Origin of the sequence: Kitasatospora sp. NPDC056783 (assembly GCF_042789895.1) — a bacterium.
Lineage (GTDB): Bacteria > Actinomycetota > Actinomycetes > Streptomycetales > Streptomycetaceae > Kitasatospora.
The window spans coordinates 25,203-49,680 of record NZ_JBHUAF010000016.1 but is presented as its reverse complement, the minus strand read 5'-3'; the positions used below and the strand labels follow the sequence as shown (position 1 = coordinate 49,680).

Sequence of the window (24,478 nt, the reverse complement as noted above, 5' to 3'; positions counted from 1 at the left end):
AGTACGACCCAGTACGAGGACGCTTCGCCGGCACGCCCAGCCGGGCGCCCGACGCCGCGCGCTGATCCGACGCGAATTGTGAGACACGGCCTAGGCCCCGGGAACGGCCGGGCGGGGCCTTCAGGAGCCCGCGGGCTCCACCCGGCGGCGCTGGGCCCGCGCGTTGCGCAGCAGCCCGGTCAGCGCGGCCAGGAAGCCGGCCGGCATCAGCATGCTCAGCCAGTACGCGGCCGTCGGCAGCGGCGTCAGGTGCAGGAACAGCGGGACGAAGGTGACCAGGGTGGCGAGCGCGCCGAGACCGAAGACGATCGCCCCGGCCTTGACGTACACGTCGCCGGGGTCGGCGCTCTGGCTGCTCACGTCTGTTCACTCCTCCGGGCCGGTCGGGACTCCCACCAGTCTGGCAGAGCGCCCGAAGGGGGCGCCCACCGGAGCGGGCCGGTCACGTTACGCAGTTTCCCGGCAGCTGAACGTTTTGATCCCTGCTGGGCGGGGGTATGCACGGGGTGCCGAGGGGCGCCGCAGGCGCGTCCCGTGTCCGCGAACCCGGGGGTGTGAGCCGATGGACAGCGTGGAGCCGCGTCCTGGCCGTGCCAGTACCGGGTTGCCCGTGACCGCGAGATCCCGTGTTCCCCGCCGACCCGGTCGGGCCTCGGAACGCGCATCCCTCGCGGAACGCGGATGAGGCAGTGACGGACCGTTAGTCTGCTCCTGACAGCGTGCTGACCATGAGCGCCCGAGGGCGCCGAGCGAGGTCGGCCGCCTTCTCCCACCACCCAGTGATCCCCGGCCAGGGCCGGGATCCCTCACACCCATTCGAGGACTGTTCGAGATGCCCACCGGCCAGGTCAAGTGGTTCAACGAGACGAAGGGCTTCGGCTTCCTGTCGCGCGACGACGGCGGCGACGTCTTCGTCCACACCAAGGCGCTGCCCGCCGGTGTCACCGCGCTGAAGCCGGGCCAGCGGGTCGAGTTCGGCGTGGTCGCCGGCCACCGCGGCGACCAGGCGATGGCCGTGCAGCTGCTGGACGCGCTGCCCTCGGTGGCCGCAGCCCAGCGCCGCAGCGCCGACGACATGGCGCCGATCGTCCAGGACCTCATCACCACGCTGGACGCGGTGCTGCCCGGTCTCCAGCGCGGGCGCTACCCCGCCAAGCCGACCGGCCAGAAGCTGGCCGGCCTGCTGCGCGCGGTGGCCGACCAGTTCGACGTCTGAGCCGTCCCGCGCGGCAGCCGGACGAGTCCTAGCCGAACGCGAGCGCACCCGGGTCGAGCGGGGGCACCAGCCCCTCCGCGGCGGCCCGGGTGAGCAGCGCGCGGACGGCCGCGTAGCCCTCCTCGCCGAGGTCCTCGGAGAACTCGGTGACGTACAGCCCGATGTGCTGCTCGGCCACGTCCAGGTCCATCTCCTGGGCGTGCGCCAGCACGTAGTCACGGCTCGCCGCCGGGTCCGCCCAGGCCTGCCGGACGGAGGCGCGGACGGCGTCGGCGAGCTCCCGCAGCCGCTCGGCGCCGAGCGAGCGCCTGGCGACGATCGCGCCCAGCGGGATCGGCAGGCCGGTCTCCCGCTCCCAGGCCTCGCCCATGTCGGCCAGGCTGTGCAGCCCGTACTGCCGGTACGTGAAGCGGGCCTCGTGGATCACCAGGCCGGCGTCCACCCGGCCGTCCCGGACGGCGGGCATGATCTCGTGGAACGGCAGGACGACGATCTCGCCGAAGCCGCCCGGCACCGCCTCCGCCGCCCAGAGCCGGAACAGCAGGTACGCGGTGGAGCGCTCGGAGGGCACCGCGACGGTCTTCCCGGCCAGGTCGGCGGGGGAGGCCACGCCCGGCAGGGTGAGCACCAGGGGGCCGCAGCCGCGGCCCAGCGCGCCACCGCAGGGCAGCAGGGTGTACTCCTCCAGGACCCAGGGCAGCGCGCCGTAGCTGATCTTCAGCACGTCCAGCTCGCCGCGTTCGGCGAGCCCGTTGGTCACGTCGATGTCGGCGAAGGTCACCTCGGGGGCGTCCGCGCCGGGCACCAGGCCGTGCGCCCAGGCGTGGAAGACGAAGGTGTCGTTCGGGCAGGGCGAGTACGCGATGCTCAGCCGTTCAGCCACGGCCGGCCTCCTCAGGTGTTCGTGGACGGGCGGCCAGTTCGCGGACGGGCAGCGCGGCGAAGGCCCGCTCCAGGGCGGCCAGTGCCTCGCCGATCCGCCAGGCGGCCCGGTCGCGCGGGCCCACCGGATTGGACACGGTGCGCAGTTCGAGGGCGGGCACGCCGTACCGGGCGGCGGCCTCGGCCACGCCGAAGCCCTCCATCGCCTCGGCGGCGGCGCCCGGGTGGCGGGCGGTCAGCTCGGCGGCCCGTTCGGCGCTGCCGGTGACGGTCGAGACGGTCAGCACCGGGCCGACGGCGAGGTTCGAACCGTCCAGCGCCCGCGCGACCAGCGCGACGGCGTCCGCCGGAGGGGTGTGCCGGACGGTGCCGAAGCCCAGCTCGGTGACGTCGGCGAAGCCCTCGGGGGTCTCGGCGCCGAGGTCCGCGGCCACGATCGCGTCGGCCAGCACGATGGCGCCGACCGGGGCGACCGGGGCGAAGCCGCCGGCGATCCCGGCCGAGACCGCCAGGGCGTACGGACGGGCCGCCAGCGCGGCGGACGCGGCGGCGGCGGAGGCTGCCGGGCCGACCCCGGCGGCCAGCACGTCCACCGGGACCCGCTCGGCCCGGTGCAGCGTGCCGCCGGGCAGCGGCAGCGCGGCGGACCCGCCGGGCAGGCCGCGCAGCACGGCCTCGGCCTCGGCCGCCACCGCGACGACGACGAGCAGCCGGGCCCGTGCGGGGCCCGACTGCTCGTCCTGGCCGTCGGTGACGGCGCGCGCGGTCATCGCGGGACCGTCAGCCGTTGTCCTTGCTGTTCAGCTGGAAGTACCAGACGGCGATCGGGGCCTCCGCGTTCGGGTCGCCCTCGACCACGGTGACCACGGTCTTGCCGCTGGAGTTCAGCAGCTTGCCCGCGGCCTGGGCACCGGACCAGGTCTGGCCCTTGGAGGCCGAGAACAGGCTGTAGCGGCCGCCCTGGTTGGACGAGCCGCCGTTGGTGAAGGCCCACCAACCGGTGTCGGCCACGTTCGGCGAGACGCCGACGCCGACCCGGTCGCTGCCCTCGACGTCCATGGAAGGCAGCGAGCCGTCCTTGAGCGCCGTGGTCGCCTCCTCCTGGCACTTCTGCTGCTGGTCCTCGGTGAGCGGGCTGCCGGCGTTCCAGCACAGCGGGTCCGCGACGACCGAGGAGTTGCCGACCGTCAGGGTGGCACGGTGGGAGATGTGCTCGGTCTGGCCGGCGGCGATGGCGACGGAGGTGCCCACCGTGGCGGCGCCGACCACGACGACGGCGCCGAGGGCGGCGATGGCACGGGTATTGAGGCTCATGCGTCAGAATCTACCGGGCCTGGCCGATCACGCGACGCGGGGGTCGGCCACCGCGTGTTGACGCTCCGGTCGCTCACACGACCCGGGCCGCCGCCGGGTGCCGCCGCAGACCCACCCGGTGGAGCGAGTGCAGCGTCCACACCAGCGCCAGGGCGACCACCCCGGCGGCGATCGACAGCCCCAGCTTCCCGTTCAGCGGCAGCAGGATGCCGACCGCGCCGCCCGCCACCCAGGACAACTGCATCAGGGTCTCCGAACGGGCGAACGCCGAGGTCCGCACCGCCTCCGGGACGTCCCGCTGGATCAGCGCGTCCAGCGCCAGCTTGCCCAGCGAGGCCGCCATCCCGGCCACCGCGGCCACCAAAACCACCGTCACCACGCCGTACCAGAGCGCGGCCGCCGCCGTCACGCAGGTCGCCAGCAGCAGCATCACGGCGACCGTCGCCTCCGGCCCCCGGGTGCGCAGCCAGGAGCCCAGCACCGACCCCAGCGCGTTGCCCGTCCCGGCCGCCACCGCGACCAGGCCCAGTGCCACGGTCGGCTGGAGGCCGCCGATCGGCTCCTCGCGCAGCAGGAAGGCCAGGAACATCACCAGGAAACCGACCAGCCACTTCATCGCCGACATCGCCCGCAGCGCCAGGATCACCGAGGGGCCGACCGCGCGCAGCGGGGTCTTGACCGGCGACGGCCGGTGGTGGATCAGGTGCGAGCCCTCGCCGTGCGCCTCGGCGTGCAGGACGGCCCGCTGCTCGCCCTTGGCCGAGTCCACCGCGGGCGGAAGGTGGAAGGCCATCAGGGTACCGATCACGAACACCAGGAACGCGCCGCGCAGCGGCCAGCCCGGCCCGAGCAGGTGCAGCAGCCCGCCCACCCCGGCCGCCACGCCGGTGGCCAGCAGCCCGGCCAGGGTGACCCGGGAGTTCGCCTTCACCAGGGACAGCCGGCTCGGCAGCAGCCGGGGCACCACCACGCTGCGCACCACGCCGTACGCCTTGGAGGCCACCAGCACGCCGAGCGCCTCCGGGTAGAGCGCGATGCCGCCGCCGGCGATCACCCCGGCCATCGTCCAGGCCAGGACGGCCCGGGCCAGCATCGCCATCGCCATGGCGGCCCGGCGGCCGTGCGGCAGGCGGTCCAGCAGCGGGCCGACCACCGGGGCCAGGACGGCGAACGGGGCCATCGTGATCAGCAGGTAGAGCGCGACCCGGCCGCGGGCCTCGCCGGTGGGCACCGAGAAGAAGATGGTGGAGGCCAGCGCGACGGTGATCAGCATGTCGCCGAAGGAGTTGAGCGCGTGCAGCTCGATCAGCTTCGCCAGGCCGGACTCGCCCGCGCCCTCGGCGGAGGTGGCCCGGCGGATCCGGCGGCCGGTGCCGTGCACCACCTTGCCGGTGCGGGAGCCGGCGGCGGAGGCGGTGCGGACCAGGAAGTGGCGGCGTGGCTCGGGGGTCTCGGCCTCTTCCCAGTCCCGCGCTTCCTCGGCCTGCGCGCCGGTCCCGGTCCGGGCCGGCTCCGCCGGGCCGGGGGCGAGCACCTCGGGAGCCCCCGTCCCGGAGAGGCCGGCGGGGGAGGCGGGCGCCCCGGGACCGTCCGCCGGCTGCGGTTCGCCCGCGCCGGGGACCGGAGGCTGCTGTCGCGGCACGGCGTCCGCCTGGTCGGGGCTGTCGGCCTGCGGGGCGCGCAGTGCGTGCTGCGACGGGTCGTGGTCCGCCACAAGCCCCATCCTGCCCCAGAAACGCCGAGCCGACGCGGGATCGGACTCCGCTCGGCGCGGCCCCCGGACAGCCCGTGTCCGCCCCGGACTGTGCCGGGGCACCGACCGGCGGGTAGCCTGCCCAGGGTCGACCCGTCGGGGCGCCGGGGCGCCGGCAGGCCGGTCGAGCGGCGCGGCCGGTACCCGAGGGGGCTTCCGGTCGCGCAGAATGGACGAGGGACTACCAAGCCGCGACGGAACAGGCAACACGCCGTGGGCGACAGAAGAACTGGGAGAGAATCGACGCCGTGAGCGCTGCGATGCGAAGCCGTACCCCCGACCGGCTCTGTGCCGAGGCCGTCGAACTCGCCCGTCAGGCAGCCGAGGAGGCCGTCGGAGCGGAGGCCGTCGGCCCGCACCTCGGTGTCCAGGCGGACGCCGACCGCGTCGTCACCCACACCTTCGAGTGCCTGGACGCGGCCTACCGCGGCTGGCACTGGGCGGTCACCGTCGCCCGCGCGCCGCGTGCCAAGAACGTCACCCTGGACGAGGTCGTGCTGCTGCCCGGCGCCGACGCGATCCTCGCCCCGCAGTGGGTGCCGTGGAGCGAGCGGCTGCGCCCCGGCGACATGGGCCCCGGTGACCTGCTGCCCACCGGCGCCGACGACCTGCGGCTGGAGCCCGGCTGGAGCGGCGAGGACGAGCCCGCGCCGAACTCCGCGGCCGCCCTGGCGGACGACGAGGACCTGGTCGTCACCGACCCGCACGTCCAGCCGGCGCCGGCCCGCGCCCGGATCGACGCCGTCGCCGAGGAACTGGGCCTCGGCCGCAGCCGGGTGCTCTCCCGGCTCGGCCTGCACCTGGCCGCCGACCGCTGGGAGAAGGCCCACGGAGCGCAGACCCCGATGGCGCAGGCCGCCCCGGCCTCGTGCGCGAGCTGCGGCTTCCTGGTCCCGATCGGCGGCTCGCTCGGACAGGCCTTCGGCGTGTGCGGCAACGAGTTCGGCCCGGCCGACGGCCAGGTCGTCTCCTACGCGTACGGCTGCGGCGGTCACTCCGAGGCGGCCGTCATCCCGGCTCCGCCGGCGCCGTCCGAGCTGATCCTGGACGAGCTGGTGGTCGAGCCGCTCCCGCTGCACCCCGACCGGGGCTCCGGCTCCGTCGAGCCCGACGCGCCGGCCGAGGAGCTCGGCCACTCCTGAGCCCCCAGCCTTCGCGGCCCGCCCGGTGACGACCGGCGCGGGCCGCGCCGCTGTCGGGGGTGGTTCCGGACGGCCCGTGGCTCGTTCCCCCGGCCGTCCTCGGGGCCGCCCGGGGCGGGGCCGGTGGTCGGGAGCAGTCAGTGGGGCAGGGAAGAATGCCTTACGACGAACAGGGCGGCGGAAGGCGGCAGGTCCAGTGGAACCTCGGATCATCGGCAGCGGCACGGACGAGCACCTCGCGGACCCCTTCGGGAGCGCCGCGCTGCGCCGGCGCGTGCTGGACGCCTGGGCCGCCTCGCCGGCCCGGTTCCGGGAGGACGCCAACGCCGAGGAGGAGCTGGCGCTCGGCGGCTACCGGGACCGCCTGGTGGTCGAGTTGGCGCAGAACGCGGCCGACGCCGCGGTCCGGGCCGGTCTCGGCGCCGGGCGGCTGCGGCTGACCCTCGCCGACGGCGTGCTCGCCGTCGCCAACACCGGCGCCCCGCTGGACGCGGCCGCCGTCGAGTCGCTGTCCACCCTGCGCGCCTCCTCCAAGCGCGGCGAGGAGCCCGCCGTCGGCCGCTTCGGGGTCGGCTTCGCCGCCGTCCTCGCGGTCACCGACGAGCCGGCCGTGCTGGGCGCCGCCGGCGGGGTGCGCTGGTCGCTCGCCGAGGCCCGGGCGCTGGCCGGGGCCCAGCCCGAGCTGGCCGACGAGCTGCGCCGCCGGGACGGCCACGTGCCGCTGCTGCGGCTGCCGTTCGCGGCCGAGGGCCCGGCGCCGGAGGGCTACGACACGGTGGTCGTGCTGCCGCTGCGGGACGCCGCCGCCGAGGACCTGACCCGCCGCCTGCTGGCCGGCATCGACGACGCGCTGCTGCTCACCCTGCCCGGCCTGCGCGAGGTCGTGGTGGAGACCCCGGACGGCACCCGGACGCTCACCCGCTCCGCCGCCGAGCCCCGCCCGGACGGCGTCACCGAGGTGACCGTCACCGACGACGCGGGCGGGCGGCCGCGGCAGACGCTCTGGCAGACCGCCGGCGCCTCCGGCCGGCTGGCCGCCGAACTGCTGGCCGACCGGCCGACCGAGGAGCGCGCCCGCCCGTACTGGACGGTGACCTGGGCCGTCCCGGTCGGCCCGGACGGCGCCCCGCAGCGGCCCGGCATCGCCTCCGTGCTGCACGCGCCCACCCCCAGCGACGAGCCGGTCGGCCTGCCCGCGCTGCTGATCGCCTCCTACCCGCTGGACTCCACCCGCCGGCACGTCGCCCCCGGCCCGCTGGCCGACTTCCTCACCGAGCGGGCCGCCGACGGCTACGCCGACCTGCTGCGCGCCCGCGGCGCCGACCTCGGCTCGCTCGGTCTGGTGCCCGCCCCGCTCGGCCGGGGCGCGCTGGACAACGCGCTGCGCGCCGCGGTGCTCTCCCGGCTGCCCGGCACGCCGTTCCTGCCGCACCCGGCGCCGGTCGAGGAGGGCACGCCCGCGCTGCGGCCCCGGGACGCGACGCTGCTGGAGGGCGCGGACGGCTCGGTGGTCGAGGCGCTCTCGCCGATCTTCCCCGGGCTGCTGCCGGCCGGGCTGGAGCGCCGCACCGAGCTGCGGGTGCTGGACGTGCGCCGGGTGCCGCTGGCCGAGGTGGTCGACCAGCTCGGCGGTCTGGACCGCGAGCCCGCCTGGTGGCGCAACCTGTACGCGGCGCTCGGCGCGGCCGACCCGGAGGCGCTCGGCGCGCTGCCGGTGCCGCTCGCGGACGGGCGGACGGTCACCGGGCCGCGGCGGGTCCTGCTGCCCTCCGAGGACGCCGACTGGGCGGCCTTCCCGGGCTACCCCGAGTCGCTCGCGGGCGCGCTCGCCGCGCTCGACCTGCGGCTGGCCCACCCCGAGGCCGCCCATCCGCTGCTGGCCAAGCTGGGGGCCGGCACCGCCACCCCGGCCGGGGTGCTGGAGACCCCCGAGGTGCGGGCCGCCGTCGCCCGCTCCTTCGACCTGGCCGAGGACGACCTGGACGCCGCGCTCGAACTCGCCGACGCCGTCCTCTCCTTGGTGAAGGCGGCCGGGGCGGAGGCCGGCGCACACCCGTGGCTGGCCCGGCTGGCGCTGCTCGACGACGAGGGCGAGCCCGCCCGCGCGGGCGAACTCGTGCTGCCCGGAAGCCCGTTCGCCGCGCTCGCCCGCGAGGAGGACGCCGGCTGGGTGGACGACGAACTGCTGGAGCGCTGGGGGCCGGAGGTGCTCGCCGCGGTCGGCGTGCTGGCGGACTTCGTGCTGGTGCGGGCCGAGGACGTGGTGCTCGACCCGGACGACCTGGAACGGCTCGACCCGACCGCCCCGGCCGACCGTGCGGCCGGCGGCCACCCCACCGGCCTGCTGGACGAGGCGCCGGACGGGCTCGCCGAGTGGGCCGAGGACGCGCTGGAGGCCCTCCAGGCCGACGAGGCGGTCGGCGTGCCGCCGGTGGCCGCCGAGCTGCTGGCCGTGCGCGACCTCGACCTGGTGGACGACGACGCCTGGCCGGAGGCGCTCGCCGCGCTGGCCCGCCCGCCGTACCGGGAGGCCGTGGTCGACCCGGTGCGCACCCTGCTGCCGGACGGCTCGTACGCCGACCTGCCGCCGTACACCGCCTGGTGGCTGCGCGACCACCCGGTGCTGGCGGGCCGGGAGCCCGCCGGCCTGCGCGCCGCCGGCGCCGACCCGCTGCTGCGCGGCCTGTACGACGAGGCCCGCACCACCCTGGACGAGCGGTTCCTGCACGCGCTCGGGGTGCGCACCACGCTGGCCGCGCTGCTCGCCGAGCCGCACGGCCCGGACGAGGTGCTGGACCGGATGACCGACCCGGCCGCCGAGGTGGGCCACCGCCAGCTGCACGGCATCCACACCGCGCTGGCCCGGGTGGACCGGGAGCGGATCGAGCCGCTGGACGTGGTGCGGGCGCTGCCGCCGCTGGATCCGGCCACCGGGCGCCGGCCGGACCACACGGTGGTGGTGGACGCGACCGAGGCGGTGGTCGCGGACGCCCCCGACCTGGTCCAGCTGCTGCACCCGTACCCGCTGCTGCCGGTCGCCCCGGCGCTGGCCGCCGACCTGGCCGAGCGGCTGCACGTGTCGCTGGCCAGCGAGGTGGCGGGCGGCCGGGTGCTCTCCGAGGGCGTGCTGCACCGGGTCCCGGCCGTGGTGCGGGAGCTGCTGCCCGGCTGCCCGGTGGCGTACGAGGAGCACGAGGACCTGCTGGTCGTCGGGCCGGACGGCGGCGAGGCGGCGGTGGACTGGCGCTGGGACACCGGCGCGGACGCCCCGGAGCCGCCGTACGACCCGGAGCTGGCCGAGGCCGAGGACGAGGAGGACGAGTTCGAGGTCCCGCCGGTGGCCGGGCTGCTGCACGCGGCCACTCCGGAGGGCCTCGCCGCCGGGCTGGCCTGGTCGGTCGGGCAGTGGCACCGCCGTTTCGAGGTGCTGGCCGCGCTCAGCGAGCCGGACCGCGCCTATGAGCTGTCGGCCGCCCGGGACTTCGAGGGCTGAGCGTGGCTGAGCGCGGCTGAACCCCGCCGGGTTCAGCCGGTGCGCGCCCGCAGGCGCCGGTAGACGGTGGTGGTGACGGTCAGCCAGACCGCGCCGAGCGTCACCAGCGCGGCGGTCCGCAGCGCGGGTGTCGGCCGGACGGCCACGCCGACACCCGCCATCGCCAGGGCGGCCAGCCCGACCGCCAGCAAGCCGCCCAGGAAGGCGATGAACGCCTCCAGGTCCCCACCCCTGCGCGCCATTCGGCACCCCCTCTCGGGGGCCATGATCGGGTCCGGGAGGTGACTTGTCACGTCGCGCCGAAGACGCTCGTCACTCCGTGCCGCGGCGCCGCATGACGCGCCAGACGACCTCCAGGGCGAGGCCGCAGGCCACGGCGATGGCGACGCCCGTCAGCGGGTCGCGGAAGCCGACCAGGGAGAGGCCGAAGAACGTCTTCAGCGGGGGGACCAGCAGCACCAGCGCGAAGGCGCCGCCCATGCTGCCGATCAGCAGCAGGCGCCACCAGTTGTACGGGCGGGCGACGATGGCCAGGACCCAGATGGCGATCAGGAAGAGCGTCAGGGTGGCCACGCTGGTGTCGGCCTTGAGGTCGGTCGCGTGGTCGGCGCGGGCGAGCGCGTAGGCGACGAAGGTGCCGGTGCCGGCGATGGCGCCGCCGGGGACGGCGATCCGCAGCACGCGCTTCACGAAGCCGCTGCGGGCCCGCTCGTTGTTGGGCGCCAGGGCCAGGAAGAAGGCCGGGATGCCGATGGTGAGCGAGGACAGCACGGTGGAGTGCCGGGGCAGGAACGGGTACGGCGAGTGGGTGCAGATCACCAGCAGCGCCAGCAGGACCGAGTAGACGGTCTTCACCAGGAAGAGCGAAGCGACCCGCTCGATGTTGCCGATCACCCGGCGGCCCTCGGCCACCACCGACGGCAGTGTGGCGAAGGAGTCGTTCAGCAGCACGATCTGGGCCACCGCCTTGGTGGCGTCCGAGCCGGTGCCCATCGCCACGCCGATGTCGGCGTCCTTGAGCGCGAGGACGTCGTTGACGCCGTCGCCGGTCATCGCCACGGTGTGGCCGCGCGACTGCAGTGCCCCGACCAGCTGGCGCTTCTGCTGCGGGGTGACCCGGCCGAAGACGCTGGTCCGGTCGGCGGTCTCGGCGAGCTCCTCCGGGTCGGTGGGCAGGGTGCGGGCGTCCAGCGGGTGGTCGGCGCCGGGCAGGCCCAGATGGCCGGCCACCGCGCCCACCGAGACCGCCGCGTCGCCGGAGATGACCTTGGCCCGGACCCGCTGGCCCTCGAAGTAGCGCAGGGTCTCGGCGGCGTCCGAGCGCAGCCGCTGCTGGAGCACCACCAGGGCGAGCGGGGTGAGGCCGGCCGCCGGGTCGGGGGAGTCCAGCGGGTCGGGGGTGCGGCCCAGCAGCAGCACCCGCAGGCCCTGGGCGCCCAGTTCGTCCACCTCGGCCAGCGCCGGGTGCCCGGCGGGCAGCAGCACGTCGGGCGCGCCGAGCAGCCAGCTGGCCTCGCCGCCCTGCGGCTCCAGCAGCTGCACGCCGCTCCACTTGCGGGCGGAGGAGAAGGGCATCGCCTCGATCACCCGCCAGCCGTCGCCGCCCGCGGTGGCGCCGTCGTCGCCGCGCCCGTACGCGTCGATGACCGCCTGCATGGAGGGGTTGGGGCGGGCGTCGGCGCCGGCCATCACGGCCAGGGCGTGCTTGACGGTGTCCGGGTCGACGGCGGGGGGCTCGCCGTTCGAGAGCACCCGCAGGTCGATCACGTCCATGCCGCCCTCGGTGAGGGTGCCGGTCTTGTCCAGGCAGACGGTGTCCACCCTGGCCAGGCCCTCGATCGCCGGGAGCTCCTGGACCAGGCACTGCTTGCGGCCGAGCCGGACCACACCGATCGCGAAGGCGACCGAGGTCAGCAGCACCAGCCCTTCGGGGACCATCGGCACGATGCCGGCCACCATGCGCCGTACGGCCTCGCGCCAGTCCCGGCCCTCGACGGCCAGCTGGCTGATGATCAGACCGAGCGCGGTGGGGATGAGCAGGTAGGTGATGAACCGCAGGATGTTGTCGATGCCGGTGCGCAGCTCCGACTTCACCAGGGTGAACTTGCTGGCCTCCTCGGCGAGCTGGGCCGCGTAGGCCGCCCGGCCGACCTTGGTGGCGGTGAAGGTGCCCGCGCCGGCCACCACGAAGCTGCCGGACATGACGTGGTCGCCGGGCTGCTTGAGGACCGGGTCGGGTTCGCCGGTGAGCAGCGACTCGTCGATCTCCAGGCCGTCCGCCTCGGTGACCTCGCCGTCCACGATCACCTTGTCGCCGATGCCGAGCAGCACGGTGTCGTCGAGGACGATCTCGGAGACGCCGACCTGCTGGACGGCGCCGTCCCGGCGGACCTGCGGGCGGGCCTCGCCGATCAGGGCCAGGCTGTCCAGGGTCTTCTTGGCGCGCAGCTCCTGGATGATGCCGATCGCGGTGTTGGCCACGATGACCAGGCCGAACAGGCCGTCCTGGATCGGGCCGACGACCAGGATGATGCCGAACATCACGCCGATGATCGCGTTGAAGCGGGTGAAGACGTTGGCCCGGACGATCTCCCGGGTGGACCGGCTGGACCGGACCGGGACGTCGTTGACCTGGCCCCTCGCCACCCGCTCGGCCACCTCGGCGGCGGTCAGGCCGCCGCGCCGGCCGGGTAGCAGGCCAAGGGGGTGCGCTCCGTCCGGGTGGTTCGGGTCGGCCGGTCGCTCTTCCGCCGGCTGGGCAGGCTGCGTCATGGCACCGACTCTACGGTCGCCTTATGTCCGATGCGTGCTACTAAAGGACCATTCAGTCCGACCGGGTGGCCGGATTCCGGCCGTCGCCGTCGGCCGTGCCGGTCGTGCGTTCGGAAGTGCTCCCGGCGGCCTCGGCGGCCCGGCCGCGGGCGATCGCGTCCCGCCGGGCGCGGCAGTACCAGAGGCCGATCAGGCCGAGCAGGCCGCCGGAGAGGCAGATCCAGGGCCAGGTTCCGTGGCCGTGGGCCGAGAGCGTGCCCTGGAAGGGGAGCAGGGCGACGAAGGCGACGAACCACAGCACCGTGCCGCCGCCGACGATGGCGACGTCGTTGGCCTCCAGCGGAGGCGGCGAGGGGTGCAGTGGCGTCTTGGGCATGGGCCTAGCGTACGGTGCGGGGGGCGCTCACGGAGGCGTCGCGACCCCTCGGGGGCTCTACGCGCGAAGATAGCGCGTGTGCGATCGGGAAACCATACTTAAAGATCTGCGCCCGGCCATCGACGCCCCGGGCGTCCCCTCCCTCTCCTCAGCTCCCCCACAGAGGACGCACGCATGCCTGTGGTCCAGCCGACCACCGAGTCGCCCGAACCCGCCGACGCCGCGCCGAAGCCCCCCACGAGCGCCGTCGACCGCTTCTTCCGGATCAGCGAGCGAGGCTCCACGCTGTCGCGCGAGATCCGCGGCGGTGTCGCCACCTTCTTCACCATGGCGTACATCCTGGTGCTGAACCCGATCATCCTGGCCAGTGGCACGGACGTCACCGGGGCCCACCTGGACAGCGCCCAGCTGGTCACCGCGACCGCCCTCACCGCGGGTCTCACCACCCTGCTGATGGGCGTGATCGGCAACGTCCCGATCGGTCTGGCGGCCGGCCTCGGCGTCAACACGATCGTGGCGCTCCAGCTCGCCCCCAAGATGACCTGGCCGGACGCCATGGGCATGGTCGTGCTGGCCGGCTTCGCGATCATGCTGCTGGTCGCCACCGGTCTGCGCGAGCGGGTCATGAACGCCGTTCCGCTCGGCCTGCGCAAGGCCATCGCGATCGGTATCGGTCTGTTCATCAGCCTGGTCGGCCTGGTCGACTCCGGCTTCGTCAGCCGCATCCCGGACGCCGCCCACACCACCGTCCCGCTCCAGCTCGGCGGCAACGGGCACCTGCTCGGCTTCCCGGTGCTGATCTTCGTGGTGGGCCTGGTGCTCACCCTGATCCTGCTGATCCGCAAGGTGCCCGGCGCCATCCTGATCAGCATCGCGGTCTCCACCGCGCTCGCCGCGATCATCGACAAGGTCGCCGACATCCCGGCGCTCAAGTGGGGCCTGACCGTCCCGTCCTGGCCGGGCAACCCGGTCGCGGCCCCGGACTTCGGCCTGGTCGGGAAGGTCAGCCTGTTCGGCGGCTTCGAGAAGGTCGGCGTGCTGACCGGCGTGCTGTTCGTCTTCACCGTGCTGATGTCGTGCTTCTTCGACGCGATGGGCACCATCCTCGGCGTGGCCGACGAGGCCAACCTGCTGGACGAGAAGGGCGACCTGCCCGGCATCAACAAGGTGCTGATGGTCGACGGCATCGCCACCGCGGCCGGCGGCGCCACCTCGGCCTCCGCCAACACCTGCTTCGTCGAGTCCACCGCCGGCGTCGGCGAGGGCGCCCGGACCGGCTTCGCCTCGATCGTCACCGGCCTGCTCTTCGTGGTGGCGCTCTTCCTCACCCCGCTCGCCACCATGGTCCCGGCCCAGGCCGCGACCCCGGCGCTGATCACCGTCGGATTCCTGATCCTGGCCAACTCGATCAAGGAGATCGACTGGGCCGACTACACGATCGCGATCCCGGCCTTCCTGACCATCGTGCTGATGCCGTTCACCTACAGCATCACCAACGGCATCGGCATGGGCTTCGTCGCCTTCTGCGTGCTGCGGGTGGCCGCCGGCCGCGGCCGCAGCGTGCCGGTCCCGCTGTACGCGGTGGCGGCGGTCTTCGGCTTCTACTACCTGATGCCGGCCTTCGGCCTGCTCTGACGGCCCACGGCCCACGGCCCACGGCCGCCGGCTGTACGAAGCCCCGCCCTCCCCGCTCCGGGAGGGCGGGGCTTCGGCGTTCGCGGAGGTGTTCGAGGGGCGGGCGGGTGGTCAGTGGACGCAGAAGTCGTTCCGCTCCGGGTCCCGCATGACGGTCCAGGAGCCGCCGGGCTCCTCGACGTGCCGGACGACCGTGGCGCCGAGGGCTTCGAGGCGGGTGACGGTGGCCGCGCGTCCGGCCGGGCCGGCGTGGACGTCGAGGTGGAAGCGGTTCTTGCCCTGCTTGGGCTCGGGGACGGCCTGGAACAGGATGCGGCGGCCGAGGCCGGTGTCCGAGGCCGGGTCGAACCGGTCCTCGGGGTGGCGGACGGCGGCCAGCGCGCGCCAGGCCGGGTGGCCGTCCACCTCGGTCAGGGCCTCGGGGCCGACCGCGCCGGCGGCGAGCAGTCGGGTGATCAGCGCGCCGTGGTCCTCCAGCGTGTACTCCAGGGCGGCGGCCCAGAAGGAGGCCTGGCGGTGCGGGTCGGCGCAGTCGATGACGAGCTTCCAGTGCAGGGACATGTAACCGGTTATATCGGTTAGCGGATGCCGGGGACAACGGGCGACCGGCGGAAGTTGTCAAAAAGGCGTCCGTGTAGGCCAGTTGGCGGCGGGAATACTGGCTGGACGGAAGAGGGGGAGGGGACTGGACCGATGGTGCAACAGGATCCGCCGGGGGGTGTCGAGGCGCAGCTGCTGCCGGAGCTGTTCCGGACGGCGGACAAGGCCTCGCTGGACGGCCAGCGCGAGACGCTGCGCTGGTACCGCGGACTGATCGCGATGCTGGTGATCGCCGCCGTGATCGGGTCGTTCCCCGGCCCGGACGACAAGGGCGACTTCGACAAGTGGCCACTGTTCTCGGTGGCGGCCTTCCTGGTGGCCGGGTACTTCTGGTCCCGGTTGCGCCGCAGCAACCCGCAGGGCCGCTGGTACCAGGCGCGGGCGGCGGCCGAGTCGGTCAAGACGCTGGCCTGGAAGTACACCGTCCGGGCCCGGCCGTTCGACGGCGAGGCGCAGTCCCCGGACGTCGACCGCGGCTACCTGCTCCAGGTGGAGGACGTGCTGCGGGCCTTCGAGGACCCGGAGATCGTGCCGCCCGGCAGCGTCGCCGAGATCACCCCGGAGATGCGGCGGATGCGGGCCGAGGACCTGGCCGCCCGGCGCACCCTCTACCTGCGCGTCCGGGTCGAGGGTCAGCGCACCTGGTACCGCTCCCGGGCGGAGGCCTGCGACTCGCAGGCGGTCTCCTGGGGCCTCGGCATCGCGGTGCTGATCATCGTCGGTGCGGCGGCGGCGATCGCCCAGGCCACCGGGGCCCTCTCGGTGCACCTCTTCGGGGCCACCTCGGCCGCGGCGGCGGCGATCATCGCCTGGACGCAGCTCAAGCAGCTCGGCCCGCTGGCGGCGGCCTACCAGCTGGCCGCGCGCGAGCTGGAGAACGTCGGCAACCAGCTGTCCGACCTGGACCTCAGGGCGTCGGACGCCGAGGCGCGCTGGGCCCGGCTGGCGGCCGAGGCGGAGGACGCGGTCTCCCGGGAGCACACCACCTGGCGCGCCCGGCGGGCGTTCCCCCGCTGACAAGTCCGTCGCTGATCCGTCCGTCCGAGACGCCGTCCCGGCCCCCGGCCCCGTGGCCGGGGGTCGCGGCCGTGCCGGAGCGGGGTGGGGCGGGGCGCGCACCGCCCGGAGGCCCGCTCCGGCGCTCGCCGTGGCGGTCGCTCCGGCGCTCACTCCAGCGGCGCTAGGCCGAACGGGTGGCCGGCCGGGTCGATCAGCACCCGCAGCGTGCGGCCGTGCTGGTAGGCGGGCTCGGTGGCGCCGAGCGCGAGGGCCTTCGCGGTGGCTTCCTCCAGGTCGTCGACGTAGAAGTCGAGGTGGAAGTGCTTGCTGCCGTCCGGCTCCGTCCACGGCTCCGGCCGGTACCCGCTCACCCGTCCGAAGCCCAGCGGGCTGCCGCCCTCGGGGTTGTCCAGGATCGCGAAGTTCTCGTCCGTGTGCCGGGTCTCCCAGCCCAGCAGCTCGCCGTAGAACGAGGCCAGCGCGACCGGGTCGGCGCAGTCGATGGTGACCATGGCGAGCCGGGCGAAGCCGGTGTCGCCGGACTCGGCCGGGACGGGCGGCGCGGACTGCTCGGTGGCGAGGTCGGACATGGCTGGTCGGCCCTTCCGGGAGTCGAGAGCTTGGGCCCATGACCAATATGGCACCGGGGCGTCTCCGGGGCGCGGTGGATCTCATTTTCCTTAGCGAGAGTAATGACGTAGGCTAAAGAGATGCCCGAGATGTCCGAGCAGGACCTCGCAGCGATCAGTCAGCTGCGATCGTCCACGATGCGCCTCTCCCGACGACTCAAACACCAGCGCGTGGAGGAGTCGTTGAGTCCCACCGAGATGGGAGTGCTGGGCACCCTCGCCCGGTGCGGAAAGGCGACGCCGGGTGAGCTCGCCCGGAAGGAGCACGTGCAGCCTCCTTCGATGACCAGGATCGTCGCGATGCTGGAGGAGAAGGGGCTGGTGCGGCGCGAGCCGCACCCCGAGGACCGCCGCCAGGTGGTCGTCAGCAGCACCGAGCAGGCGGAGACGATCCTCGACGAGAGTCGTCGACGCCGGAACGTCTGGCTCGCCGAGCTCGCCCAGGGGCTCGACGAGGAGGAATGGGCCGTCCTCAGGGAGGCCGCGCCCGTGCTCTACAAGCTCGCACACCTCTAGGCCCTCTCTTCCGGATCTTGCCGGGCGCGCGACGCCGGGCATCCCGGCTGGACGCACCGGCAGATCGCCCGAGTACGACCCAGTACGAGGACGACCTGCCGGCACGCCCAGCCGGGCGCCCGACGCCGCGCGCTGATCCGGCAAGAGCCGAAAGAGAGGGCCTGGGCACACCGACCCCGGCCGGCCGCCGGGAGAAGAAGGAGCCCGCATCACCGCAGGACCGACCACCGACACCAGGAGCGCCCCGCCCCCCCCCCGCCCCGCCCCGCCACGAGGGGAGACCACCGTGACCACGCCGGCCGCAGCCAGCGCCACCGCCATCCGTACCGACGATCCGACGAACGACCCCGCTGCGGCCAGTGCCGCGGCCGCCGACGCCCAGGCGCCCGCCCCCACGGGACTGCCCGGCAACGGCGACGACGACCCCGACGAACGCACCGCGGCGGACGACACCGCCGCTCAGGGTCGCGCCCACGCGGCCGCATCGCCCACCGGCGCCCGCTTCACCCGGCCCGGGGGGATGTTCTCCTCACTGCGCGTTCGCAACTACCGCTACTACTTCGCCGGCCAGGTGGTGTCCAACACCGGCACCTGGATGCAGCGGATCGCCCAGGACTGGCTGGTGCTGAGCCTCACCGGCAGCCCGTTCGCGGTCGGCATCACCACCGCCATGCAGTTCCTCCCGATGCTGCTGTTCGGCCTGTTCGGCGGCGTGCTCGCGGACCGGATGCCCAAGCGCCGGCTGCTGATCTACACCCAGGGTGCGATGGGCCTGCTGGCCGCCGGCCTCGCGGTGCTGACCGTCGGCGGCGTGGTGACGCCGTACTACGTGTACTTCTTCGCGCTGCTGCTCGGCCTGGTCACCGTGGTGGACAACCCGACCCGGCAGGCCTTCGTCTCCGAGATGGTCGGGCCCAAGGACCTCGCCAACGCGGTCAGCCTGAACGCAGCCAACTTCCAGACCGCCCGGCTGGTCGGCCCCGCCGTCGCGGGCCTGCTGATCGCCGCGGTCGGCAGCGGCTGGGCGTTCGCCGTCAACGCGCTGTCCTTCGCCGCCGTGATCGGCGGGCTGCTCGCGATGCGGGAGGGCGAACTGCGCCCGACCCCGCCGATCGCCCGCGAGAAGGGGCAGTTGCGCGAGGGCCTGCGCTACGTCAAGGAGCGGCCCGAGCTGCTCTGGCCGATGGTGCTGGCCGGGTTCATCGGCACCTTCGGCTTCAACTTCCCGACGCTGCTCTCCGGTTTCGCGTACGACACCTTCAAGGTGGGCGCCGGCCAGTACGGCCTGCTGAACACCGCGATGGCGATCGGCTCGCTGGCCGGCGCGCTGCTCGCCGCCCGCCGGGGCGTGCCGCGGCTGCGCCGACTGGTCGGTGCGGCGCTGGCCTTCGGCACGCTGGAGGTGGTCGCCGCGTTCGCGCCCGACTACTGGACCTTCGCGCTGCTGCTGACGCTGATCGGGATCTTCGGGCTGAGCTTCAACACCTCGGTGAACGCCTCGCTCCAGCTGGCCACCGATCCGGAGATGCGCGGCCGGGTGATGGGCCTGCTGGTGCTGGTCTTCACCGGCGGCACGCCGATCGGCGCCCCGATCGTCGGCTGGGTGACCGCCTCGTACGGGCCCCGGCTGGGCCTGCTGGCCTGTGGGCTGGTGTCCGCGGCGGCGGCCGGCGTGGTCGGCCTGGTGCTGGCCCGCAGCGCCGACCTGCGGGTGCGGTTCGACCTGCACCCGGGGCGTGGCGGCCGGGTGGTGGCCTTCGTGCCGCGGACCGGTTCGGCGCGCAAGCCGGAGCTGGCCACGGCCTGCTGACGGTCCGTCAGGCCTCCGGAGCGTCCGGAGGCCTGACGCGGATCAGAGGCGGATCTCCAGTACCTGGCCGGGCCAGACGCCGTGCGGCTGGTCGACCTCGAACGCCACGGTCTCGGTGAAACCGAGCGCCCGGTACCGGCCGACCAGCTTGCGGTCGGCGCCGCCGTAGCAGTCCACCCGCAGCAGGCCGATGCCGCGCCGGCGGGCCTCCTCGACCGCGTCGGCGATCAGCGCGGCGCCGATGCCGGAGCCCTTGCGGTCGCGGTCGGTGACCAGGTTGCGGACGTACAGCTCGCGCTCGTCCACGGCGGGGATCCACCGGCCGCGGTCCTCGGAGAGCACGCAGCAGCCGACCGTACGGCCTTCCTCGTCCTCGGCGAGGCGGATCAGGAACGGCTCCTCGGCGTACGAGGCGACCTGGTCGATCCGGGCCTGGACGGTGCTGAACGGCTGGTCGCCCCACTGGCCGGTGCGGCCCTGGGCGGCCAGCCAGGAGACGGCGCCGTCGAGCAGGGAAAGGATGGCGGGGACGTCCGCGGGCCCCCCGTTGCGGATCTTCATGGAAGTACGTTCTACCCCAGCCGGCCGGGCGCGGGAAGATTGGCCCATGAGGCTGTTCGTGGCGGTGCTGCCGCCGACCGGGGCGTTGCGGGGGCTCTCCGACGCGGTCGCGCCGGTGCGGGGGCTGCCCGGGGCGGACCGGCTGCGCTGGACGGGCGTCGAGGGCCGGCACCTGACCCTGGCATTCCTGGGCGAGGTGCCGGCCGAGCGGCTGCCGGAGCTGGAGGCGGGCCTGGCCGCCGTCGCCGAGGTGCACCCGGCGCACCGGCTGCGGATCGCGGGCGCCGGGCGGTTCGGCGACCGGGTGCTCTGGGCCGGGATCGAGGGCCAGGGCTGGGCCCTGCGCCGGCTGGCCGAGGCCGTCGCCGAGGCCACCGCCGAGGTCACCGGGGAGACCGACCGCTTCGCCTTCCACCCCCACCTCACCCTCGCCCGGGCCGGCTCCTCGCGCGGCCACCGGCGGGCCGTGCAGCGGGTCGCGGCGGCCGAGCTGGACGGCCTGGTGGCGGGGCTGGCCGACTACCGGGGGCCGGAGTGGGAGGCCGCCGAGCTGCACCTGATGCGCAGCGACCTGGGCGGCGGCTTCGCCCACTACGAGTCGCTGCGCTCCTGGGCGCTGGCGGACCGGAGCTGACGCCGGCGGGCTCGGGCGCCGGGCCGGGGGCTCGGGTCCGGGCCGGGGTGGGCCAGGGGTACGCTCGTTGACCGTGGACCCCAAGACTCGTAATCGCATCGTCTCCGGCACCCTGGTGCTGCTGCTGGTCGTCGTGCTGATCAGCTCACTGGCCGGCCGGTAGGGCGGCGCGTCCGGCCCCGCCCGGCCCCGTGAACGGCGAGAGGGCCACCGCCCGTCGGCGGTGGCCCTCGGCCGTGTCCTCGGCGGACCCGGAACCCTCAGTGGGCCCGGGGTCCTCGGGGGACCGGTATCAGAGCTGCTCGACCACGTAGTCGATGCAGTGGGTGAGCGCCTCGACGTCCGCCGGGTCGATCGCCGGGAACATCGCGATGCGCAGCTGGTTGCGGCCCAGCTTGCGGTACGGCTCGGTGTCCACGATGCCGTTGGCGCGCAGCACCTTGGCGACCGCGGCGGCGTCCACCGACTCGTCGAAGTCGATGGTGCCGACCACCTGGGAGCGCTCGGCCGGGTTGGCCACGAACGGGGTGGCGAAGGAGGACTTCTCGGCCCAGGAGTACAGCCGGGACGAGGAGTCGGCGGTGCGGGCGACCGCCCAGTCCAGTCCGCCGTTGCCGTTCAGCCACTCCAGCTGGTCGGCCAGCAGGAACAGGGTGGCCAGCGACGGGGTGTTGTACGTCTGGTCCTTCGACGAGTTGTCGATGGCCGTCGGCAGCGAGAAGAACGGCGGGATGTAGCGGCCGGAGCCGGCGATCTCGGCGGCGCGCTCCAGGGCGGCCGGGGAGAAGGTGGCCAGCCACAGGCCGCCCTCGGAGGCGAAGGACTTCTGCGGCGCGAAGTAGTAGACGTCCGTCTCGGTGATGTCCACCGGCAGGCCGCCGGCGCCCGAGGTGGCGTCCACCAGGACCAGCGAGCCCTCGTCGGCGCCGACCGGGCGCCCGATCGGCATCGCGACGCCGGTCGAGGTCTCGTTGTGGGTCAGCCCGTAGACGTCCACGCCGGCCTCGGCGACCGGCAGCGGGTGGGTGCCCGGGGCGGTCTTGATCACGGTCGGCTCGCCGAGCCACGGCGCGGCCTTGACCGAGGAGGCGAACTTCGAGGAGAACTCGCCGAAGTCCAGGTGCTGGGACTTCTCCCGCACCAGGCCGAAGGCCGCGATGTCCCAGAACGCGGTGGAGCCGCCGTTGCCGAGGACGACCTGGTAGTCGTCCGGCAGCGAGAACAGGCTGCTCACGCCCTCGCGCACGCGCTTGACCAGGTTCTTCACCGGGGCCTGGCGGTGCGAGGTGCCGAGCAGGGAGGTCTGGGTGGCGGCGAGGGCGCTGAGGGCCTCGGGACGCACCTTGGACGGTCCGCAGCCGAAACGGCCGTCTGCGGGCTTGATGTCAGCGGGGATCTGGATCTGAGCCACGCGCGCAGCCTACCGGCCGGGGCTGGGCGGGGGTACGGCCGTCCGCCCGCTGAGACTGTGATCCGCGCGGCGGAGGCCGCTGCCCGGGAACGCCGACAGCGGGCCCGATGGGAACCGGACCCGCTGGTCAGAGGCACTGTCCGGACGCTCGTCCGGTCGTCGTCAGTGGGCGATGGCGTCCCAGCCGTCGATCTCCTCGGGGCGGCGCGGGCCGGGGCCGACGTAGCGCGCGGAGGGGCGCACGAGCCGGCCCGTGCGCTTCTGCTCCAGGATGTGCGCCGACCAGCCGGCGGTGCGCGCGCAGGTGAACATCGAGGTGAACATGTGCGCCGGCACCTCGGCGAAGTCCAGCATGATGGCGGCCCAGAACTCGACGTTGGTGGCCAGCACGCGGTCCGGGCGGCGGTTGTGCAGCTCCTCCAGCGCGGCCTTCTCCAGCGCCTCGGCGACCTCGAAGCGCGGCGCGCCGAGCTCCTTGGCGGTGCGGCGCAGCACGCGGGCGCGCGGGTCCTCGGCGCGGTAGACGCGGTGGCCGAAGCCCATCAGGCGCTCGCCCTTGTCCAGGGCGTTCTTGACCCACGCGGTCGCGTCGCCGGTGCGCTCGATCTCCTCGATCATGCCGAGCACGCGGGACGGCGCGCCGCCGTGCAGCGGGCCGGACATCGCGCCGACGGCGCCGGAGAGGGCGGCCGCGACGTCGGCGCCGGTGGAGGCGATGACCCGGGCGGTGAAGGTGGAGGCGTTCATGCCGTGCTCGGCGGCCGAGGTCCAGTAGGCGTCGACGGCCTTGACGTGCTTCGGGTCCGGCTCGCCGCGCCAGCGGATCATGAACCGCTCGACGACCGTCTCGGCCTTGTCGATCTCGCTCTGCGGGACCATCGGCAGGCCCTGGCCGCGGGCCGACTGGGCGACGTAGGAGAGTGCCATCACGGCGGCCCGGGCGAGGTCGTCGCGGGCCTGGTCGGCGTCGATGTCCAGCAGCGGCTTCAGGCCCCAGACCGGGGCGAGCATGGCGAGCGCCGACTGGACGTCGACCCGGATGTCGCCGGAGTGCACCGGGATCGGGAAGGGCTCGGCGGCCGGCAGCCCGGGGTTGAACTTGCCGTCCACCAGCAGGCCCCAGACGTGGCCGAAGGAGACGTTGCCGACCAGGTCGTCGATGTCGACACCGCGGTACCGCAGGGCGCCGCCCTCGCGGTCGGGTTCGGCGATCTCGCTCTCGAACGCGACGACTCCCTCAAGCCCGGGTACGAAATCGGACATGCGACGGCTCCTTCAAGTTCTGCGATCGGCGCCCCGCCTTTGGTGGGGCGGCGCGCCAGTGACCGATTGGTGTTTGGCACTCGGTGCCAGGGTGACAGGCACGGGGTGCATTGCGCCATACACCACCGTGGTGATGTTTCCCGTGGGCCCGGTTGACTTTCCGGTGGGACGGTTCGGTCGCCCGCGGAGGGGTCCGGGGCCGCCGGCACCAAAAGCCCTGTTTCCGGACGATTCCCCACAGGATGGGCGGTCAAGCCGGGGTGGATCACCGTTTCTCCCACCGAGGTTTGTCCGGAGGTAGCGGTGCCCGTTGCTTGTCGTACGGGATGATGTTGGCGTGCAGACCCCGGATCACGCCCAGTCGACGCCCCTGAGCCCCGCCAACCGGACCCTGGCCGACGAGGCCCGACCAAGTCCGGACCTCACCGTGATGCGCAAGCACTACAGCCACGAGGGCCTGGCCGAGGGGCAGCTCGCGCCCGAGCCGGTCGCCCAGTTCACCCGCTGGTTCCACGAGGCGGACGACGCCGGGGTGGTGGAACCCAACGCGATGGTGCTCTCCACCGCCGACGCCGAGGGGTGGCCCAGCTCGCGCACCGTCCTGCTCAAGGGCTACGACCTGCGCGGCTTCGTCTTCTTCACCAACTACGGCTCCCGCAAGGGCTCCGAACTCGCCGCCAACCCGCAGGCCTCGCTGCTGTTCCCGTGGATCGCGCTGGCCCGCCAGGTGATCGTCCAGGGCCGGGTGGAGAAGGTCGGCCGGGACGAGACCGCCGCCTACTTCCGCACCCGCCCGCACGGCTCCCAGCTGGGCGCCTGGGCGAGCGAGCAGTCCAGCCCGGTCGGCGGCCGGGCGGTCCTCGAACAGCGCTACGCCGAACTGGAGCGCCGCTACCCGGAGGGCGAGGGCGTCCCGGTCCCGCCGTTCTGGGGCGGCTACCGGGTGATCCCGCGGAGCGTCGAGTTCTGGCAGGGGCGGGAGAACCGGCTGCACGACCGGCTCCGCTACGTCGCCGACCCGTCCCGCCCGACGGGGTGGCGGGTGGAGCGGCTCTGCCCGTGATCCGTTCGGCCCACACGCTCCGCGCGGCGTCCGCGCGGAGCTGATTGACCGTCACCTTCCGGGTAGTAGGATGCCCGTCGCGGACCTGGGCCGACGCGCTTGCGGCCGGCCGCCGCTGTGCCGACACGATCGAGTGAGGGACTGATGGGCGTCACCGGTGCGGAAACCGCCGCTGGACTCGGCTCTGACCTGGTCGACGTCGCCGCCCTGCCGCTCGACGAACTCGACGCCCTGCCCGACACCGTCCTCGGCGACCTGTTGCGCCGGGTCGTCGCGGACGCCCTGACGCCCGGCGCGGAGCCGCTCGCCGCGTTCCAGTCGGCGCTCGACCGGTAGCGCCCCGCCGATAGCGCCCGATCGGCGGTGTCCGAACGGCGGCACCCGGTCGGCCCGCGCGGCCGGTCGCGCC

23 protein-coding genes are annotated in these 24,478 nt (G+C 74.3%); 10 read left to right on the top strand and 13 right to left on the bottom strand.

Going from position 1 to position 24,478, the window contains the following annotated elements; translation table 11 throughout:
- Positions 1 to 120: 120 nt before the first annotated feature.
- Positions 121 to 360, bottom strand: a complete 240-nt coding sequence (locus tag ACFRMQ_RS04865) for a hypothetical protein (RefSeq protein WP_380726949.1) — start codon at positions 358 to 360, stop codon at positions 121 to 123.
- 472 nt (positions 361 to 832) lie between these two features.
- Between ACFRMQ_RS04865 and ACFRMQ_RS04860 the strand changes: the two genes are divergently transcribed.
- Positions 833 to 1,216 (top strand): cold-shock protein, encoded by a 384-nt coding sequence (locus tag ACFRMQ_RS04860; RefSeq protein WP_380726947.1) that lies wholly within the window; start codon positions 833 to 835, stop codon positions 1,214 to 1,216.
- Between the two features lie 28 nt (positions 1,217 to 1,244).
- On the opposite strand, the gene ACFRMQ_RS04855 is transcribed toward ACFRMQ_RS04860, so the two are convergent.
- The 4 genes from ACFRMQ_RS04855 to ACFRMQ_RS04840 form a co-directional block, all read right to left on the bottom strand.
- The gene (locus ACFRMQ_RS04855) at positions 1,245 to 2,099 is read right to left on the bottom strand and encodes a 1,4-dihydroxy-6-naphthoate synthase (RefSeq protein WP_380726945.1); all 855 of its coding nucleotides are present in this window, start codon (positions 2,097 to 2,099) and stop codon (positions 1,245 to 1,247) included.
- Entirely contained in the window at positions 2,092 to 2,868 is a 777-nt protein-coding gene (locus ACFRMQ_RS04850) for a futalosine hydrolase (protein WP_380726943.1), read from the bottom strand. The genes ACFRMQ_RS04855 and ACFRMQ_RS04850 overlap by 8 nt, the downstream gene beginning before the upstream one ends.
- Positions 2,869 to 2,878: 10 nt before the next feature.
- A complete protein-coding gene (locus ACFRMQ_RS04845; RefSeq protein ID WP_380726941.1) occupies positions 2,879 to 3,412 on the bottom strand; it encodes a hypothetical protein in 534 nt (177 codons plus the stop codon).
- Between the two features lie 73 nt (positions 3,413 to 3,485).
- On the bottom strand, positions 3,486 to 4,838 hold the full coding sequence (locus ACFRMQ_RS04840) for an MFS transporter (RefSeq protein ID WP_380726959.1): 1,353 nt from the start codon (positions 4,836 to 4,838) through the stop codon (positions 3,486 to 3,488).
- A gap of 587 nt (positions 4,839 to 5,425) precedes the next feature.
- Between ACFRMQ_RS04840 and ACFRMQ_RS04835 the strand changes: the two genes are divergently transcribed.
- Positions 5,426 to 6,307: a DUF3027 domain-containing protein gene (locus ACFRMQ_RS04835; protein ID WP_380726957.1), complete on the top strand. Its 882-nt coding sequence runs from the start codon at positions 5,426 to 5,428 to the stop codon at positions 6,305 to 6,307.
- Positions 6,308 to 6,503: 196 nt separating this feature from the next.
- Positions 6,504 to 9,800 carry a sacsin N-terminal ATP-binding-like domain-containing protein gene (locus ACFRMQ_RS04830; protein ID WP_380726939.1) on the top strand — a complete coding sequence of 1,099 codons (3,297 nt, stop codon included), beginning with the start codon at positions 6,504 to 6,506 and terminating at the stop codon, positions 9,798 to 9,800.
- A gap of 32 nt (positions 9,801 to 9,832) precedes the next feature.
- On the opposite strand, the gene ACFRMQ_RS04825 is transcribed toward ACFRMQ_RS04830, so the two are convergent.
- The 3 genes from ACFRMQ_RS04825 to ACFRMQ_RS04815 all read right to left on the bottom strand — a co-directional run bounded on the left by ACFRMQ_RS04825 (position 9,833) and on the right by ACFRMQ_RS04815 (position 12,948).
- Positions 9,833 to 10,042 (bottom strand): hypothetical protein, encoded by a 210-nt coding sequence (locus tag ACFRMQ_RS04825; RefSeq protein WP_380726938.1) that lies wholly within the window; start codon positions 10,040 to 10,042, stop codon positions 9,833 to 9,835.
- A gap of 70 nt (positions 10,043 to 10,112) precedes the next feature.
- Positions 10,113 to 12,572: an HAD-IC family P-type ATPase gene (locus ACFRMQ_RS04820; protein WP_380726937.1), complete on the bottom strand. Its 2,460-nt coding sequence runs from the start codon at positions 12,570 to 12,572 to the stop codon at positions 10,113 to 10,115.
- Positions 12,573 to 12,624: 52 nt separating this feature from the next.
- Positions 12,625 to 12,948, bottom strand: coding sequence for a DUF2530 domain-containing protein (locus ACFRMQ_RS04815; protein WP_380726936.1), 324 nt, complete (start codon positions 12,946 to 12,948; stop codon positions 12,625 to 12,627).
- A 174-nt stretch (positions 12,949 to 13,122) separates the two neighbouring features.
- Between ACFRMQ_RS04815 and ACFRMQ_RS04810 the strand changes: the two genes are divergently transcribed.
- Positions 13,123 to 14,583 carry an NCS2 family permease gene (locus ACFRMQ_RS04810; RefSeq protein WP_380726934.1) on the top strand — a complete coding sequence of 487 codons (1,461 nt, stop codon included), beginning with the start codon at positions 13,123 to 13,125 and terminating at the stop codon, positions 14,581 to 14,583.
- 111 nt (positions 14,584 to 14,694) lie between these two features.
- Here ACFRMQ_RS04810 and ACFRMQ_RS04805 read toward each other — a convergent pair whose 3' ends face one another.
- Complete coding sequence (locus tag ACFRMQ_RS04805) at positions 14,695 to 15,144, bottom strand: VOC family protein (RefSeq protein ID WP_380726932.1); 450 nt, start codon at positions 15,142 to 15,144, stop codon at positions 14,695 to 14,697.
- Between the two features lie 132 nt (positions 15,145 to 15,276).
- Here ACFRMQ_RS04805 and ACFRMQ_RS04800 point away from each other — a divergent pair, with 132 nt between their 5' ends.
- Entirely contained in the window at positions 15,277 to 16,200 is a 924-nt protein-coding gene (locus ACFRMQ_RS04800; protein ID WP_380726930.1) for a DUF4231 domain-containing protein, read from the top strand.
- Positions 16,201 to 16,349: 149 nt separating this feature from the next.
- Here the strand turns inward: ACFRMQ_RS04800 and ACFRMQ_RS04795 are convergent, their stop codons facing one another.
- Positions 16,350 to 16,772 carry a VOC family protein gene (locus ACFRMQ_RS04795; RefSeq protein ID WP_380726928.1) on the bottom strand — a complete coding sequence of 141 codons (423 nt, stop codon included), beginning with the start codon at positions 16,770 to 16,772 and terminating at the stop codon, positions 16,350 to 16,352.
- Between the two features lie 120 nt (positions 16,773 to 16,892).
- Here ACFRMQ_RS04795 and ACFRMQ_RS04790 point away from each other — a divergent pair, with 120 nt between their 5' ends.
- Together ACFRMQ_RS04790 and ACFRMQ_RS04785 are read left to right on the top strand one after the other, a co-directional pair.
- Positions 16,893 to 17,327, top strand: coding sequence for a MarR family transcriptional regulator (locus ACFRMQ_RS04790; protein WP_316526820.1), 435 nt, complete (start codon positions 16,893 to 16,895; stop codon positions 17,325 to 17,327).
- Positions 17,328 to 17,535: 208 nt separating this feature from the next.
- Positions 17,536 to 19,137 (top strand): MFS transporter, encoded by a 1,602-nt coding sequence (locus tag ACFRMQ_RS04785; RefSeq protein ID WP_380726955.1) that lies wholly within the window; start codon positions 17,536 to 17,538, stop codon positions 19,135 to 19,137.
- A gap of 42 nt (positions 19,138 to 19,179) precedes the next feature.
- Here the strand turns inward: ACFRMQ_RS04785 and ACFRMQ_RS04780 are convergent, their stop codons facing one another.
- Complete coding sequence (locus ACFRMQ_RS04780) at positions 19,180 to 19,698, bottom strand: GNAT family N-acetyltransferase (protein ID WP_380726926.1); 519 nt, start codon at positions 19,696 to 19,698, stop codon at positions 19,180 to 19,182.
- A gap of 46 nt (positions 19,699 to 19,744) precedes the next feature.
- On the opposite strand from ACFRMQ_RS04780, the gene thpR reads away from it, so the two are divergent.
- Entirely contained in the window at positions 19,745 to 20,332 is a 588-nt protein-coding gene (gene thpR / locus ACFRMQ_RS04775) for an RNA 2',3'-cyclic phosphodiesterase (protein ID WP_380726925.1), read from the top strand.
- 292 nt (positions 20,333 to 20,624) lie between these two features.
- Here the strand turns inward: thpR and serC are convergent, their stop codons facing one another.
- Complete coding sequence (serC, locus tag ACFRMQ_RS04770; protein WP_380726923.1) at positions 20,625 to 21,743, bottom strand: phosphoserine transaminase; 1,119 nt, start codon at positions 21,741 to 21,743, stop codon at positions 20,625 to 20,627.
- A 162-nt stretch (positions 21,744 to 21,905) separates the two neighbouring features.
- A complete protein-coding gene (locus ACFRMQ_RS04765) occupies positions 21,906 to 23,006 on the bottom strand; it encodes a citrate synthase 2 (RefSeq protein ID WP_380726921.1) in 1,101 nt (366 codons plus the stop codon).
- A 430-nt stretch (positions 23,007 to 23,436) separates the two neighbouring features.
- Between ACFRMQ_RS04765 and pdxH the strand changes: the two genes are divergently transcribed.
- Together pdxH and fxsA are read left to right on the top strand one after the other, a co-directional pair.
- Positions 23,437 to 24,069 carry a pyridoxamine 5'-phosphate oxidase gene (gene pdxH, locus ACFRMQ_RS04760; protein ID WP_380726953.1) on the top strand — a complete coding sequence of 211 codons (633 nt, stop codon included), beginning with the start codon at positions 23,437 to 23,439 and terminating at the stop codon, positions 24,067 to 24,069.
- A gap of 144 nt (positions 24,070 to 24,213) precedes the next feature.
- Positions 24,214 to 24,405, top strand: coding sequence for an FxSxx-COOH cyclophane-containing RiPP peptide (gene fxsA, locus ACFRMQ_RS04755; protein ID WP_049656076.1), 192 nt, complete (start codon positions 24,214 to 24,216; stop codon positions 24,403 to 24,405).
- Positions 24,406 to 24,478 lie beyond the last annotated feature (73 nt).

What these genes read in the sequence shown, in the direction of transcription:
- ACFRMQ_RS04815 (WP_380726936.1), bottom strand. Translation starts at nt 12,948, where the DNA reads ATGCCCAAGACGCCACTGCACCCCTCGCCGCCTCCGCTGGAGGCCAAC.
- ACFRMQ_RS04765 (WP_380726921.1), bottom strand. Translation starts at nt 23,006, where the DNA reads ATGTCCGATTTCGTACCCGGGCTTGAGGGAGTCGTCGCGTTCGAGAGC.
- ACFRMQ_RS04795 (WP_380726928.1), bottom strand. Translation starts at nt 16,772, where the DNA reads ATGTCCGACCTCGCCACCGAGCAGTCCGCGCCGCCCGTCCCGGCCGAG.
- ACFRMQ_RS04820 (WP_380726937.1), bottom strand. Translation starts at nt 12,572, where the DNA reads ATGACGCAGCCTGCCCAGCCGGCGGAAGAGCGACCGGCCGACCCGAAC.
- fxsA (WP_049656076.1), top strand. Translation starts at nt 24,214, where the DNA reads ATGGGCGTCACCGGTGCGGAAACCGCCGCTGGACTCGGCTCTGACCTG.
- ACFRMQ_RS04845 (WP_380726941.1), bottom strand. Translation starts at nt 3,412, where the DNA reads ATGAGCCTCAATACCCGTGCCATCGCCGCCCTCGGCGCCGTCGTCGTG.
- ACFRMQ_RS04825 (WP_380726938.1), bottom strand. Translation starts at nt 10,042, where the DNA reads ATGGCGCGCAGGGGTGGGGACCTGGAGGCGTTCATCGCCTTCCTGGGC.
- ACFRMQ_RS04805 (WP_380726932.1), bottom strand. Translation starts at nt 15,144, where the DNA reads ATGTCCCTGCACTGGAAGCTCGTCATCGACTGCGCCGACCCGCACCGC.
- thpR (WP_380726925.1), top strand. Translation starts at nt 19,745, where the DNA reads ATGAGGCTGTTCGTGGCGGTGCTGCCGCCGACCGGGGCGTTGCGGGGG.
- ACFRMQ_RS04835 (WP_380726957.1), top strand. Translation starts at nt 5,426, where the DNA reads ATGCGAAGCCGTACCCCCGACCGGCTCTGTGCCGAGGCCGTCGAACTC.
- ACFRMQ_RS04860 (WP_380726947.1), top strand. Translation starts at nt 833, where the DNA reads ATGCCCACCGGCCAGGTCAAGTGGTTCAACGAGACGAAGGGCTTCGGC.
- pdxH (WP_380726953.1), top strand. Translation starts at nt 23,437, where the DNA reads ATGCGCAAGCACTACAGCCACGAGGGCCTGGCCGAGGGGCAGCTCGCG.
- ACFRMQ_RS04850 (WP_380726943.1), bottom strand. Translation starts at nt 2,868, where the DNA reads ATGACCGCGCGCGCCGTCACCGACGGCCAGGACGAGCAGTCGGGCCCC.
- ACFRMQ_RS04780 (WP_380726926.1), bottom strand. Translation starts at nt 19,698, where the DNA reads ATGAAGATCCGCAACGGGGGGCCCGCGGACGTCCCCGCCATCCTTTCC.
- ACFRMQ_RS04790 (WP_316526820.1), top strand. Translation starts at nt 16,893, where the DNA reads ATGCCCGAGATGTCCGAGCAGGACCTCGCAGCGATCAGTCAGCTGCGA.
- ACFRMQ_RS04810 (WP_380726934.1), top strand. Translation starts at nt 13,123, where the DNA reads ATGCCTGTGGTCCAGCCGACCACCGAGTCGCCCGAACCCGCCGACGCC.
- ACFRMQ_RS04800 (WP_380726930.1), top strand. Translation starts at nt 15,277, where the DNA reads ATGGTGCAACAGGATCCGCCGGGGGGTGTCGAGGCGCAGCTGCTGCCG.